At 75.0% G+C, this 13,612-nt stretch carries 15 protein-coding genes; 4 read left to right on the top strand and 11 right to left on the bottom strand.

Features of this window, described 5'->3' with window-relative positions:
- The first annotated feature begins 245 nt into the window (after positions 1 to 245).
- The 3 genes from ACFT41_RS20450 to ACFT41_RS20440 all read left to right on the top strand — a co-directional run bounded on the left by ACFT41_RS20450 (position 246) and on the right by ACFT41_RS20440 (position 3,283).
- Entirely contained in the window at positions 246 to 1,070 is an 825-nt protein-coding gene (locus ACFT41_RS20450; RefSeq protein WP_377588251.1) for an SAM-dependent methyltransferase, read from the top strand.
- Positions 1,071 to 1,102: 32 nt separating this feature from the next.
- Positions 1,103 to 2,188 (top strand): branched-chain amino acid aminotransferase, encoded by a 1,086-nt coding sequence (locus ACFT41_RS20445; RefSeq protein WP_377588250.1) that lies wholly within the window; start codon positions 1,103 to 1,105, stop codon positions 2,186 to 2,188.
- 108 nt (positions 2,189 to 2,296) lie between these two features.
- The gene (locus ACFT41_RS20440) at positions 2,297 to 3,283 is read left to right on the top strand and encodes a GlxA family transcriptional regulator (RefSeq protein WP_377588249.1); all 987 of its coding nucleotides are present in this window, start codon (positions 2,297 to 2,299) and stop codon (positions 3,281 to 3,283) included.
- A 57-nt stretch (positions 3,284 to 3,340) separates the two neighbouring features.
- Here ACFT41_RS20440 and ACFT41_RS20435 read toward each other — a convergent pair whose 3' ends face one another.
- Together ACFT41_RS20435 and ACFT41_RS20430 are read right to left on the bottom strand one after the other, a co-directional pair.
- Positions 3,341 to 4,072: a response regulator transcription factor gene (locus ACFT41_RS20435; RefSeq protein WP_377588248.1), complete on the bottom strand. Its 732-nt coding sequence runs from the start codon at positions 4,070 to 4,072 to the stop codon at positions 3,341 to 3,343.
- Between the two features lie 71 nt (positions 4,073 to 4,143).
- Complete coding sequence (locus ACFT41_RS20430) at positions 4,144 to 4,680, bottom strand: response regulator transcription factor (RefSeq protein WP_377588247.1); 537 nt, start codon at positions 4,678 to 4,680, stop codon at positions 4,144 to 4,146.
- A gap of 274 nt (positions 4,681 to 4,954) precedes the next feature.
- Between ACFT41_RS20430 and ACFT41_RS20425 the strand changes: the two genes are divergently transcribed.
- Complete coding sequence (locus tag ACFT41_RS20425; RefSeq protein ID WP_377588246.1) at positions 4,955 to 5,746, top strand: BTAD domain-containing putative transcriptional regulator; 792 nt, start codon at positions 4,955 to 4,957, stop codon at positions 5,744 to 5,746.
- On the opposite strand, the gene ACFT41_RS20420 is transcribed toward ACFT41_RS20425, so the two are convergent.
- The 9 genes from ACFT41_RS20420 to ACFT41_RS20380 all read right to left on the bottom strand — a co-directional run.
- Positions 5,733 to 6,854, bottom strand: coding sequence for a zinc ribbon domain-containing protein (locus tag ACFT41_RS20420; protein WP_377588245.1), 1,122 nt, complete (start codon positions 6,852 to 6,854; stop codon positions 5,733 to 5,735). The two genes, ACFT41_RS20425 and ACFT41_RS20420, sit on opposite strands and share 14 nt — an antisense overlap.
- Positions 6,851 to 7,420, bottom strand: a complete 570-nt coding sequence (locus ACFT41_RS20415) for a phage tail protein (protein ID WP_377588244.1) — start codon at positions 7,418 to 7,420, stop codon at positions 6,851 to 6,853. Before ACFT41_RS20415 ends, ACFT41_RS20420 begins: the two co-directional genes overlap by 4 nt.
- A 17-nt stretch (positions 7,421 to 7,437) precedes the next feature.
- A complete protein-coding gene (locus tag ACFT41_RS20410) occupies positions 7,438 to 9,399 on the bottom strand; it encodes a putative baseplate assembly protein (RefSeq protein ID WP_377588243.1) in 1,962 nt (653 codons plus the stop codon).
- Positions 9,399 to 9,830, bottom strand: coding sequence for a GPW/gp25 family protein (locus tag ACFT41_RS20405; RefSeq protein WP_377588242.1), 432 nt, complete (start codon positions 9,828 to 9,830; stop codon positions 9,399 to 9,401). The genes ACFT41_RS20410 and ACFT41_RS20405 overlap by 1 nt, the downstream gene beginning before the upstream one ends.
- 7 nt (positions 9,831 to 9,837) lie before the next feature.
- A complete protein-coding gene (locus ACFT41_RS20400; protein ID WP_377588241.1) occupies positions 9,838 to 10,209 on the bottom strand; it encodes a PAAR domain-containing protein in 372 nt (123 codons plus the stop codon).
- Between the two features lie 14 nt (positions 10,210 to 10,223).
- Positions 10,224 to 11,987 (bottom strand): VgrG-related protein, encoded by a 1,764-nt coding sequence (locus ACFT41_RS20395; RefSeq protein ID WP_377588240.1) that lies wholly within the window; start codon positions 11,985 to 11,987, stop codon positions 10,224 to 10,226.
- On the bottom strand, positions 11,974 to 12,705 hold the full coding sequence (locus ACFT41_RS20390; RefSeq protein WP_377588239.1) for a peptidase M23: 732 nt from the start codon (positions 12,703 to 12,705) through the stop codon (positions 11,974 to 11,976). The genes ACFT41_RS20395 and ACFT41_RS20390 overlap by 14 nt, the downstream gene beginning before the upstream one ends.
- Positions 12,702 to 13,133: a phage tail protein gene (locus tag ACFT41_RS20385; protein ID WP_043960744.1), complete on the bottom strand. Its 432-nt coding sequence runs from the start codon at positions 13,131 to 13,133 to the stop codon at positions 12,702 to 12,704. Before ACFT41_RS20385 ends, ACFT41_RS20390 begins: the two co-directional genes overlap by 4 nt.
- A 36-nt stretch (positions 13,134 to 13,169) precedes the next feature.
- Positions 13,170 to 13,612: hypothetical protein (locus ACFT41_RS20380; RefSeq protein WP_377613951.1), on the bottom strand; the 443-nt coding region annotated here is incomplete at its 5' end.

The raw sequence follows: 13,612 nt of genomic DNA, 5'->3' as shown, positions 1-13,612 counted from the left end.
GGGGGGGGGGGGGGGGGCCCCCGCGGGGTTCTCCCCCCCCCCCCCCCCCCCCGGGTTCGGGGGGCCGGGCCCCCCCCCCGCCCCGACGTGGGTGGAATCGACGTTTCGGGGTCGCTCATCTACCCTCAGGACACATCCGGTCCCATATTCCGTGGGCCGGCGTCGGTTCGGCAGCCATGAGTGTCGTGTGTGGTCTCCCCGCCATTCTGTGAGCGACCATGGCCGTGTACGGAGGGGTCGAAGCGTTGACGAGCGAAAAGGCGGCGCCGCCGGGCGTCGACACCACCCGGCCCAGCATCGCCCGGGTCTACGACTACTATCTCGGCGGCAAGGACAACTTCGCGGTCGACCGGCATGCCGCCCAGATGGCCATGCAGATCACGCCGGACGGGCCTGAGGCGGGTCTGGCCTGCCGGGCCTTCCTCCGTCGATCGGTCCGCCATTTGGCCGCCGAGGCCGGCATCCGGCAGTTCCTCGACATCGGCTCCGGGCTGCCCACCCAGGGCAACGTGCACGAGATCGCCCACGAGGTGGATCCGGACGCCCGGGTGGTCTACGTGGACAACGACCCGATGGCCCTCGCCCACGGCCGGGCCCTGCTCGCGGACGCCCGGACCACCACCGTGCTCGGGGGTGACGCCCGGCGGCCGGAGGAGCTGCTGGCACAGCTCACCGACCGCAAGCTGATCGACTTCGACCAGCCGATCGGCCTGCTGCTCCTGGCGATCCTGCACCACCTGAACGACGAGGACGACCCCGCTGGCGTCGCCCGCCGGCTCGTCGCCGCCCTGCCCTCCGGCAGCTACCTGGCCATCTCGCACTTCCACGATCCGGGCGAGGCCCAGCCGGAGGTCTCGGAGCGGGCGCGGGCGGTGGAGAAGGTGTTCAACGAGACCCTCGGCACCGGCCGGTGGCGCACCCGCGAAGAGATCATGGGCTTCTTCGGCGACCTGGAGCTGCTGCCGCCCGGGCTGGTCCCGCTGGCGGAGTGGCATCCGGACGGTGCGGAGGACCTGCGGCAGACCGCCACCTACCACACCATCGTCGGCGGGGTGGCCCGCAAACCCTGAGGCCCGGCCGGAACATCCACGAAAGGAGTCCGATGACCGCCGAGTTCCGGTTGAGGCGCACCGACCACCCGACTTCCCAGCAGGCGCGGGAGGCGATCCTCGCCGATCCCGGGTTCGGCCGGCACTTCACCGACCACATGGTCACGGTGGCGTGGACGCCGGGCGCGGGCTGGCACGACCACCAGGTCACCGCGCTGGCCCCGTTCAGCCTGCACCCCGGGGCGGCCGTCCTGCACTACGCGCAGGAGATCCTCGAAGGGCTCAAGGCGTTCCGCCGCGAAGACGGCAGCGTCTGGCTGTTCCGGCCCGGCCTCAACGCGCGCCGGTTCGCCGCGTCCGCCGACCGGATGGTCCTGCCCGAGCTGGACGAGGAGACCTTCGTCGAGAGCGTCGCGGCGCTGGTCCGCGCCGACGAGGAGTGGGTGCCGCCGTACGGCGGGGAGCAGAGCCTCTACCTGCGCCCGTTCATGTTCGCCTCGGAGCCGTTCCTCGGTGTGCGCCCGGCGCAACAGGTCACCTACTGCGTGATTGCCTGCCCGGCCGGGTCGTACTTCCCCAACGGCGTCACCGGCGTGACGCTGTGGATCTCCACGAAGTACAGCCGGGCGTCGATCGGCGGCACCGGGGCAGCCAAGTGCGGCGGCAACTACGCCGCGAGCCTCGCCCCTCAGCGCGAGGCGCTGGGGCACGGCTGCGAGCAGGTGCTCTACCTGGGCGGCGAGCAGCGGCGCGACATCGACGAGTCGGGCACCATGAACGTGTTCTTCGTGACCCGCGACCAGCAGCTCGTCACCCCGAGCCTCGGCACCATCCTCGACGGGGTGACCCGCGACAGCGTGCTGACGCTCGCCGCCGGGCACGGCCTCGACCCGGTGCAGCGGTCGATCGGCCTGGACGAGATCCGCGACGGGCTCGCCGACGGGACGGTCACGGAGGCGTTCGCAGCCGGCACCGCCGCCGTGATCACCCCGATCATCGGGTTCAAGAGCGAGGAGTTCTCCGCCCCGGTCGGCGACGGCACCCCCGGCAAGTACACCCGCCAGTTCCGCACCCACCTGCTGGACATCCAGTACGGCCGGGCCGAGGACCCCCACGGCTGGATGCGCCGGGTCCTGTAGCGGGTGCGCCGATCGCCGTGGTCGGAACGGCCGTCCGCGCACCAGGCGGCGTCACCGACCTCTACGCGTACCGGTGCCCGCGTTCTCATCGCCTCGTACCGTGGGGTGATGGGGGAGAGAACGGTCCTGATCGTCGGCTACGACGAGGCGGAACTCATCGACATCGCCTGCGTCAGCTCCAGCCTCGACATCGCCAACCGCATCGGTGCGGACCCGCCGTACCGGATCAGGCTGGCCACGCCCGGCGGGCACAGCATCACCTGTGACTCCGGCCTGCGGCTGCACGCCCAGGAGACGCTGGAGCGGTTCACCGGCCCGCTCGACACGCTGGTCGTGTCCGGCGGCCTGGGCCACGCGCGGGCGGCGGCCAACCCGCTCGTGACCGGCCACGTGCGACGGTTGGCGGCACTGGCCCGCCGGGTCGCGTCGGTCTGCACCGGGGCGACCGTGCTCGCCGAGGCCGGCCTGCTCGCCAACCGCCGGGCCACCAGCCACTGGATGTACGCCGACCAGCTCGCCCGCAGCTATCCCGACGTCACCGTCGACCCGGAGCCGATCTACATCCGCGACGGCAACGTCGCCACCTCCGGCGGCGTCACCAGCGCCCTCGACCTCACCCTCGCCTTCATCGAGGACGACCACGGCATGGCGCTGGCGCGCGGTGTCGCGCTGGGCATGGTCGCCTACCTGCAACGCCCCGGCACCCAGGCGCAGCTGAGCATGTTCCTGGCCCGTTGCTCGACCGACGACCTCGTGGTGCGTCGGGCCCGCAGCCACATCGCCACCCACCTCGCCGACGACCTCAGCACCGCCACCCTGGCCCGGCTCGCCGGGGTCAGCGAGCGGCAGCTCTCCCGCCTCTTCCTCGCCCATGCCCAGGCGACCCCCGCCCAGTACGTGCGCCGGGCGCGCACGGAGGCCGCCGCCCACCTGCTGGCGTCGACCACGCTGCCCCTCGCGGCGGTGGCGCGGCGGTGCGGGCTCGGTTCCACCGAGTCGCTGCGGCAGGCGTTCCTCGCCCACTACTCGGTGCCCCCGTCGCGCTTCCGCGCCGAGCGCCGGGGGCTCCCGACGGTGTCGCCCACGGACGCGTAGGGAGCTGAGTCGGATGCGACATCACGCTGTCCGAGGTTCGTGCCCCGCTCGACTCCCTCAGGTGACCGGGCCGGTGCCGAAGGGCTGGCGCCGCACCAGGCCGAGGGTGATCGCCTCGCGGGTCAGCTCGGCCTTGTTCCCGACGTCCAGCTTGGACCTGATCCGGGTGAGGTAGGTGTTCACCGTCGCCTCGGAGATGCCCAGCCGACGGGCGGCCTGGGCATGCGTCAGCCCCTGGGCGATCAGCGTCAGCGTCGCCGCCTCCCGGGGGGCGAGCGCCCGCCGGCCGGGCGGCCGCAAGCGCGCCCGGTCGCGACCCGGGCCGGGCCCCGGTGCGCTGGCCGGGCCCCCGCTGGCCGGGCCCCGACCGCCAGCGGCCACGGGCCGCTCCGGGGCCGGACCGGTCGCGCAGGCGCGGAGCCGGGCCGACAGCGTCGGGCACAGGTAGAACCCGCCGGCCGCGGTCACGTCGAGGGCGATCCGCAGCTGCGTGCGCTCGGTCGCGGTGCTCACCACCGAACCGGCACCGGCCCGGATCGCGTCCAGCGTCGCGTCCTTCGCCGACTCCGGCACCATCACGAGCGTCGGGTGCCGGGCGCAGCACCAGCGGACCACCTGTGGCGGTGGGTCGACCAGGACCACGACCGTCCCCGGCCCCGCCCCGGCCGCCACCACCTCGCTCACCGCGTCGACGGTGCGCAGGCTCCGCACCCGGTCGTTGCCGTCGATCAGCTGGCGCACCCCGCGCCTGGCCAGTGGCTCGGCCACCACCACACACACGTCGAACATCGCCCACCCCTCCGTGATCAGTCAACTACGGTACGGGTGGTGGCGTGGGCAGGACGACCGGCAGGAACGCGTCAGAACGACAGGTAGCCGAGTTCGACCGCCCGTCGGGTCAGCTCTGCCTTGTTGGCGGCACCGAGCTTGCGGCGCAGCCGCTTGGCGTACGTGTTGACGGTCTGCTCCGTGACCCCGAGGCAGTGGGCGGCCTGCCGGTGGGTGAGGCCCTGCGCGATGCACCGGAGTGTCTCCACCTCCCGGGGAGCCAGCGACACCTCCCCGGGGTCCGGCGACGCCGGGTTGCCCGGACCGTCGCCGTCCGTCCGGCCGCCGACCAGCGCCGCGATGCTCCGCGACAGGTACGACCCGCCGGTGAGCACCGCCGACCGGGCCAGCTCCAGCTCGTCGACGCCGTCGCCGTCGCGCAGGACGGCCCGGGCCCCGACGGCGAGCAACGCCAGCGGGTCGACCGTCGCGGCCTGGGGCAGCACGAGCAGCACCAGCCCGTCAGCGGTGAGTGCGGCCAGCTCCGGCCAGCCTTCGCCGGCCAGGCGGTCCCACCGGACGACGACCGGCGCGGGGCCCCCGGCGGCGGGTGGATCGACGGTCGGCATCAGGTCGCTCCCGGGAAGGATGGGTGCCAGAACCCCAGCGTGTACCGAGCCCTACCGATGGTAGATGCGGGAGGAGTCCCCGAAATGACGGCTGTCCATGTCCCCCGCGCGCCGCGCACACTGTCCCCCGCGGCGTCGACGTCGCCACCTCCCCAGCACAGGCCGTCCCGCCTGCGCCGCCCCGGCGTCGTTGTCCTGCGCAGCCCCGTGCTGGCGTCCGGACGCGCACCGGCGCGCGGTCGGCGTCGCCGTGGCGACAAGGGAGACAGATCACATGATGTCGAGGGATCGTCCGACCGTTTCGGCAGAGCATTGGCGCCTGTGGCTGCGGTGCTTCGGCGGGTTCCGGCTGGAACTGGACGGCGTCCCGGTGGACTGGTCGGGCGTCCGCCCCCGGGTCCGGACCCTGATGCGCTACCTGGCGGCCGAGGCCGGCCGACCCGTGCACCGGGAGCGGATCATGGCGGCGCTCTGGCCGGAGCTGCCGGAACGGGCCGCCGTCAACAACCTGCACGTGAGCGTGTCGACGCTGCGTACCTTCCTGGAACCCGGGGTGGCCCGGGGCGCGTCCCGGTTCGTCGTCCGGGACGGGGCGTCGTACCGGCTGGACCCGGGACCGGGCGGCGGCAGCGACCTGCTGGCCTTCGACGCGGCGCTGGCCGCCGCCCGGCGCGCCGGGCCGACCGGCGACGCCACGGTGATCACCGGGGCGCTGCGCGGCGCCCTCGACCACTACACCGGTGACCTGCTGCCGGAGGACGGGGCCGCCGAATGGGTGGTCGTCGACCGGGAACGGCACCGTGCGCGGGCGACGGAGGCGGCGGCGTTGCTCGCCCGGGTGGAACTGGACCGTGGGCGGGCGCGGGCGGCGGTGCTGGCCGCCCGGCGGGCGCTGGAGCTGGACGGCTACCACGACGACGGGTGGCGGCTGCTGGTGGAGGCGCAGCGCCGGGCCGGCGACGTGGCCGCGTCCCGGCGCAGCCAGCAGACGTACGAGCGGGTGCTCCGGTCGCTCGGCGTGACCCACCCGGCGGCCACCCGACCCGTGCACGTCACGGCCGCCTGAACACCTCCACCTCGGCCAGCGCCACCTCCCGCCCCCGCTGCGTGCCGTAGCTGGCGTCGATGGTCAACCGGAGCCGGGTCACCCCGCCCGCCACGTGGTGGAAGCTCTGCGGCCCCGGCCGGTCGGTCAGGCGCAGCTGCGTGGTGCTGCTCGGGCCGTCCCCGGTCCACAGGGTCATCGTCAACTCGGCCGGCCGCGCCTGCCGGACGAAGGCGTCCTGCTGCGGCGACGCCCCGGTGTGCACGATCAGGTCCAGCAGCCGGATCGGCGGGTCGAAGGTCAGCTCCACGTACTGGCCGGTGGCCGGGCGGTCGGCGGCGGGTGCCCAGTATCGGTTGTTCAGACCATCCACGACGGACCGGGCGGGACGGCCGCGAGCCTCACTGGACGCCACCACGGCGCTGGGCAGGACGGCCTCGGGCGTCGCCGTGCGGTCCCGGACCGCGTCGACGACCCGGGGGCCGAACCGGACCACGGCCCAGACCGCCGCGGCGAGCAGGGCCAGGACGGCCAGCGCCGCGAGCAACCGCCGCAGCCCGCCCCGGCCGGGCCGCCGCCGGGGCCACCGCAGGCGACGCCACCACGGCACGGCCGCCGCCGGTCCCGCCGGCGCGGCCAGTGGCCGTCCGCACCGGCGGCAGAACGACCGGCCGGCCGGGTTGCCGGTGCCGCAGGCCGGGCAGGTGACGTCGCCCGAGCCGCCGACCCCGTCCCCGGCGAAGTCGCGGACCACGGGCGTGGGTGCCTCGGGCCGCCCCGGCTGCACCGCGCGGGGCTGGTCGGCGACGGGCGGCGGGTCGGCGAGGGCCTCCGGGGGCGCGGTCGCCGGGGCGGGCGGCCGGCGGGGCCCGTCGTCGTCGGCGGGTCGCACCGGTACGACGAGCGCGGCGGCCCGCCGGGCATCCCGGGCGGCGGTGTCCTCGGCTTCCGTGGCGTCCTCAGTGGTGGTGTTCTCGGCGGCGGTGCCGGCGGCGGTGGCCGGGGCCGCCGTGGCGGGCGACGGCGCGGGCGACGGCGCGGTGTCGTTCCAGGCGAGAAAGGCACCACAGCTGCCGCAGAACCCGTCGCCGGGCACCACCTCGGCACCGCAGTTGTCGCAGGTCCTCATCGCGCCCCACCCGCCACCGGGCCGCCGTCGGGCGGCAGCACCTCCACCGTGTACGGCACGTGCGCGGGCCGGTTCGCCTCGACCACCGCCCGCAGCCGCGCCACCAGGGCCGGGCCCGGCCCTGCGACGCGGACCCGCACCGTCAGGGCCGGCTCGGGGGAGCCGGGCAACTCGCCACCCGGGATGGCCGACCAGGCGGTGCCGCCGCTCTCGACGATCTCCGGAGTCAGCCCCGTGGCGAGGCGCACCTCCTCGGCGAGCGCGGCGGCGGTGCCGCGTACGCGGTGCCGGGTGACTGCACCGGCGACTACCCGGCGCCGGTCGTCGCCGGCCCCGTCGGGCGGGCCACCGGCGGCGACCCAGCCGCCCAACCAGTCCACGAAGTCGGGCGGGGCCAGCGCCGGGTCGAAGTATGCCCACAGGTTGTCCAGGGTGGCGTGCACCGGCGCGATCACCTGGTCGTACGCGCCGGTCAGGCGCTGGGCCAGGTCGTCGGCGGCGTAGACGGCGGGCAGCCGCCGACCCAGCGGATCGGGCGTGGCCAGCCCCTCGACGGCGGCGCGCATGCCACCCCCCCTTTCGCTCAGGCACCCGGCCGGTGCTCGTCGACGCGGACCTGGTGCTGGTGGGAGAAGACGAGGGCGTGCCGGTCCAGCTCGATCCGGGTCACCTGCTCGCCCCGGCGGCCCGTCAGCGGGTCGGCGGGGAACATGCGTACCTCCTCGACGACCTCGACCCCCGGCAGCCGTTGCAGGACCCCGAAGACCTCACCGGAGTGCACCTGCCGCCCGAACGGCCAGCCGGTTCCCTCCGGCCCGCCGCGCACCGGGTCGAGGTAGCGGTAGAGGGTGGCCGTCGCCTCGGCCCGGAGCTGGGCGACGGCGGTGTCGGGGCGGGGGACGAGCCGGGCGACGACCGTGACGCCCTGGTAGAACGGCGGCTCCACGACCAGCCGCGCCCCGATCGGGCGGCGGGCGTCCAGGTGCTCGGCGATGGTGGCGAGCATCCCGTCCGGGGGGACGAGGTCCTCGAAGTGGAGGCGGCTCTCCTCGTCGGCGACGGCCTCCGGCACCACGAGCAGGCGTACGCCGCCGGCCGCGCTGCCGTCACCGGCGGGCAGGCACCGGACCCGGGCGGCGGCCGGGCACGCCTGCCGGGCCAGCAGCTCGTAGTCGCGGGCGGTGACCGCCCGGTCCTGGGCCCGCAGCTGCACCGGCCCGCGCAGCCGGGCCTCCGCGACGGTCTCCCCGTCGACACCGCCGGTGGCGGGGGCCCGGTTCTCCACCCGCGACACGTACGGCATCGAGCTGCGCAGCACGGCCAGGGCGCCCCGGGCGACGTTGCCGCTGTGCCCGCCCCCGGTGCGGTAGCGCCGGACCCGGATCCGGGACCCGGCCGCCGGCACGGCACCGTAGCGGCGCAGGGTGCCGTCGGGCTGCCGGACGGCCGGCCCGAACAGGATCTCCCCGGCGGTACGGTCCACCACGACGTGCCGGTCGCCCGGCCCGGACCCGCCGAAGGCGTCCACCTCGGTCCACTCCAGCCACCCCGTGCCGTCGCTGCTCTCCACCACCAGCGGGTGCTCGTCGGGGACGATCGGCGGCCGGGCCACCGTCAGCCGCTGCCCGGGCACCCCCTCCGCCTCGCCGACCTGCTCGCCGAGGACGGTCTCGGCGTGCACGGCGCCGACCGTGCCGCCGATGGTGGCCGCCTCCACCGAGCGCACCGTCGGGGAGGCGGCGTAGAACGGCTGGCCGGGCCGGGCCGCCACCAGCCGGCACCGCAGCCAGCCGGCCCGCTGCCCGGCCACCACGGAGGTCACGTGGGCGGCGGGCACGTGCAGCACCACCTCACCGGGTCGGTTCAGCCCGCCGGTGTCGTCGTGGTCGACGTCGCACGGCGACCAGCCCTCGCCCGTCCACGCCTCCCACACCAGCGGCGGCTGGCGCGGGTCCACGCCGACGCCCTCCACGCGGCTGTCCATCCGCAGCAGCACCGCGCAGGACGGCACGGCGGCGGAGAGACCGACGAGCATGGCATCGCCCACCGACGGGACGGCGGGAAAGCAGGCCACGTCCCGGCCGTCGAGCAGCTCCTCGGTCCGGTCCGCCGGCGGGCCCTCGGCCGGGTGGCTGCGCAGCCGGGTCAGCTCGCAGGGCACCACCGCCAGGTCCGCTGCGGTGGTGAACACGACGGCCTCGTCGGTCTGGGTGCGTTCCGTGCCGACCTCGGTGCCGGCGCGCAGCACCACCGGCTGGGTCTGCGGGCCGGACAGCCAGAACGTGACATCGCACCGGGCGGCCGTGGGCGGGAACGGCCGGACCCCGATCAGGTCGAGGAACGCCAGGTAGTTCTTCTCCGGCACCCGGTTGAGCCGGTAGAGCAGCTGGTCGACCATGTGGGCGAACGTCTCGACCAGGGTCACCCCGGGATCGGAGACGTTGTGGTCGCTCCACTCCGGACAGCGCTGCTGGATGAAGCGTTTCGCCTCGTCGACGAGCTGCTGGAAGCGGCGGTCGTCCAGGTTGGGCGCGGGCAGCGGCATCAGGCGGCGCTTTCCTCGTGGGTCGGGATGCTCTTCTCGTGGGACGGGATGACGTAGAACGGGAAGACCAGGTTGCGCGGGTCGTTGGTGCCCCGGATCGAATAGCGGACGTCGATGTAGAGCACCCCGGCGTCCTCGGCGTCGAAGTTGATCACCACGTCGGTGACGTCGATCCGGGGCTCCCACCGGTCCAGCGCCCGGCGCACCTCGAAGGCGATCCGCCCGGCGGTGTTCTCGTCGGCCGGGGCGAAGACGTAGTCGTGCACCCCGCAGCCGAACTCCGGCCGCATCGGCCGCTCGCCCGGCACGGTGCCGAGGATGAGCCCGATCGCCTCGACGATCTCCCGCTCCCGGTCCACCAGGGCGATCCCGCCGGTGGCGTCGGTGCGCAGCGGGAACGCCCACCCCGCCCCGATGAACTGCTCGGCCACCGCCGCCTCACCCGCCGATCAGCACGGTCGTCGCCCCGGTGCTCACCATGGCCTTGCAGGTGGTGGCGTCGCCGCGCCGCGCCGCCTGGTGCCCGCCGATCAGCACCCGCCGCAGCGGCGGCGGCACCGCCGGCACGATCCGGTTGGTCAGCAGCAGCACGGCGTGCTGCGGCGGCTTCTCGCAGACGCAGACGGTGCCGACCACGGCGGCGGGTCTGCCGCCGATGAGCACGCTGGACACCCCGAGCAGCGGGGCGCCGGGCGTACCCGGTGGCAGGGCCTGCCCGCCCGGCGGCCCGATGGTCCCCGTGGGCGGCCCCGGGGTCACCCCGGTGGCCAGGTGGCTGATCTTGTCACCGATGCGCGCGGCCGGCGGCATGAGCGTCCCTCCGGTCAGTTGAGCTTCACGAGCGGTGCCTGGATGTCGACCTGGGTGCCGCCGTCGACGCTGACCGACCGGCCCTTCAGGGTCAGCTCGCCCGCCCCGGCGTCGAGGGTGATCCCCCGGCCCTTCACCGTGACCTGCTGCCGGGCCTCGATCTCGACGCTGCCGTCGCTGTGCACCACCACGGCCGTACGCCGGTCGTCGAGGTGCACGGTCAGCCGATCCCGGGCGGTGGTCAGCCGGATCCCGCGCGGCCCCGAGGGCAGCGCCGACTCCAGGAACTCGATCCGGTCCCCGCGCCGCGAGGCCAACGAGCGCCGGTTCACCCGCCCCGACGAGGCGTCCACCAGCGCGCCCTCGTGCACCGACGGCTTGTCCACCCCGTTGTACAGCCCGCCGATGACGTACGGGCGGTCCAGCAGCCCCTGCTCGAAGCCGACCAGCACCTCGTCGTTGACCTCCGGGCAGAACACCCCGCCCCCGCCGACGCCGCCGAGCTGCACCGTACGCACCCAGTCCGTCTCGTAGTCCGGCGCGTCGGTCAGCCACGGGAAGCGCAGCCGCACCCAGCCCTGGCCGACCCGCTCGGGGTGCCGGCGGTCCACGTCGGCCTTGGTGTTCGTGACGATCGCGACGGCCAGCCCCGGGATCCGGGTCGCCCGCGCGGGCGCGGCGGCCCCCGTGGTCAGGCCCCACGTCGACCGGTCCTGCCGGCCGCTGACCGTCAGCCACGTCTCGTAGAGCTGGGCGGGACCGAAGACGTGCCGGCTCGCCGTGATCGTGTACTTCCCCTCGAACGGGGCACCCACCTGCTGCAACGACAGCGGCACCCCGGCCCGCAGCCGGGGGTTGCCCCGGATCCCCACCTCCAGCTCCGCGAACGCCGCCGTCACGTCGGCCGCCACCGCACCGGCCACCGCCCGGGTCTCGGCGGCCGTCCGGTACGGCACGTCCGCCACGCAGAGCCGGGCCGCGCCGAACGGCTGGGCCACCTTCGCCGGGGTGGTGCCGATCTGCACCTCGTCGCTGGCGTCGGTGGCGACCTCCGTACGCACCGGCCGCTTCGCCCGCACGTCCCAGCCGCGCACCGTCACCCCGGCCACCTGACCCACGGAGGTGACGGTGGAGCGCACCGACAGCAGGTTCTCGTTCATCTCGACGACGAACGGGCTCTGCTCGGCGGTGACCCCCGCACCCGGCGCGGCGGCGGCCCGCACCGACCGGCGGAAGAAGAACCGGCCGTCGACGACCACCACCTCGGCGTCGTTGTCGACCGCGAGTATCTTGAGGAACTCCCAGTCGTCGACGTTCGGCTGGGTGACCGTCTCGTACACGGTGGGGGTGGGGTCGATCCGGCCCACCGGGATCCCGGCGGCGGCGGCGACCTCCCGGGCGATGTCGGAGGCCTTGCGGTTGACGAAGCTGCGCACCCGCTGCCCCCGCATCAGCCGGTGGGACAGGTCCAGGGCGCGGACGGTGGTGAAGGTGCCGACCCCGTCGTACTCCGACTCCAGCGTCACCACCTCACCGGCGAACAACGGCAGCGGCGCGGCGTCGCGGCCCGTACGGACCCGCACGGTCAGGTCGGTGCCGATGGTCACCCCGTTGTCCCGCAGGAACCGGCTCTGCTGGTCGCGGAAGCGGAGGGTCGCCGTGGCGGCCAGGTTCGTGCTGTCCTCCACCACCGCCGACACCAGCCGGTCGGCCCAGGCCCGGGGCAGCGCGCCGGGCAGGCCCACCACCAGGTTGTTGGTGTGGTCACCGCTGGACATGACGGTCCTCCCCGGTACGCAGTTCCTCCGGCGCGGGCAGCAGCAGCTGGCGGCCGGGGCGCAGCCGGACCGGGTCGTCGATGTCGTTGGCCTCGGCGATGACCCGCCACGCGGTCGGGTCCCCGTACTCGCGGTGGGCCAGCAGTTCCAGACAGTCCCCGGCCACCAGCCGGTGCACCCGGCGGGCGGTGCGGCTGCCCGACGTCGGGTTCTGCCCCGGGGTGGCGCCGCTGACCTCGTTGAGCGTCAGCGAGCAGGTCGCCCGCAGCGGGGTGCCGTCCGGGTCGAACAGGCTGTAGGTGGCGTTGACCTGGCTGACGTACGAGTAGAACGAGACGGTTTGGAACTGCCCCCAGGCGAACTTCACCCACGGCGGGGACGGTGCCTTCGCCGCGATGCTCGCCTTGGTCGGCACGCAGCAGGTGAGCAGGGCGTCGACCCGGTCCTGGACGGTGCGGGAGTGGGTGTCGGTGGCGTCGAGGAAGACCTCCAGGCTCAGCGTCCGGGGCCCGGACCCGCTGAACTCGGCGACCCCGACGTCCGCCGCGCCGCGCACCACGTGCGGGATCCAGCTGGCCGACTTGGTCAGGGCGAGCTGCTGCGGGTTGAACATGAAGGTGATCGGCCCGCCGAGGGCACCGCCCGGCTGGTTCCCGCCGGAGGTGGGCGGCTGGTACCGCTGGAGGTGCGCCGCCACCTTGCCGGCCCGCGACCTCATCCGCCGACCTCCAGGAAACCGTGGTACGCCAGCTCGATGCTCTCACTGGCCACCTCCGAGCGGTTCGGGTCGAACGACGGCCCGGACCACCGCACCAGGACCACGTCGGCCAGGCCCCACTGCACCAGCATCGCCAGGTCGGGCCGGAGGGCCGCGATCTGCGCGGTGCCCCGGCGCACCCCGCTGGGCAGTTGCGCGAGATAGCTGGAGACCTTGGCGGTGTCCCTGGTCAGCGGGCGGGTCAGGGTGACGTTGGAGTAGCGCAGCCGCGACGGCAGCTGCCAGACGAACTCGTTGTTGCCGCCCTCCTGGTACTGCTCCAGCTCCACCTCGCAGCCGAGCCCGTCGCAGCCGCTCCAGTCACCCAGGTCGATGCCGTCGATCTGGAGCCGGAAGTGGACGCTCGTCCCCGGGTCGTCACCGGCCATCGCCGTCTCCCCTCTCGTGCTGATCGGTACGCGGGTTCATCGGGCTCCGTCCCGCCACCGGCCGGTCCGCTCCCGGGCGGCCCGCAGGTCGGCCCGGACCAGCCGGCCGACCGGTTCGACCAGGCGGTGGGCCAGGGCATCCAGGTGCCGCCGGTCGAAGCCCCGCAGCAGGGCCTCCGGGTCCGGCTCCGGAGTGGTCTCGGTGGTGTCGGCGGCGGCCCGCCGCTGAACGACCCCGGCCGCCGGTGGGGCGGCCCGCCGGGCAGGCCCGCCGGTCGCCGGCCGGGTCGCGGCGGCGGTCGCCGCCTCCGGCCGAGCCGTGGCCCGCTGGAGGGCCGCCGGGGTGCCGGTGGAGGTGCCGGTCGCCGTGCTCGTCCGCCGCACCGGGCCGGCGGGTCCGACCCGGCGGCCGGCCGACCCCCGGGCCCGCCTCCCCCGCGCCGGCCCCGGGACCCCCCCGCCGCCCGCCCGCCCACGCG

The organism is Micromonospora sp. NPDC057141 (genome assembly GCF_042670805.1).
Classification (GTDB): domain Bacteria; phylum Actinomycetota; class Actinomycetes; order Mycobacteriales; family Micromonosporaceae; genus Micromonospora.
This window is presented reverse-complemented; position numbering and strand designations above follow the sequence as displayed.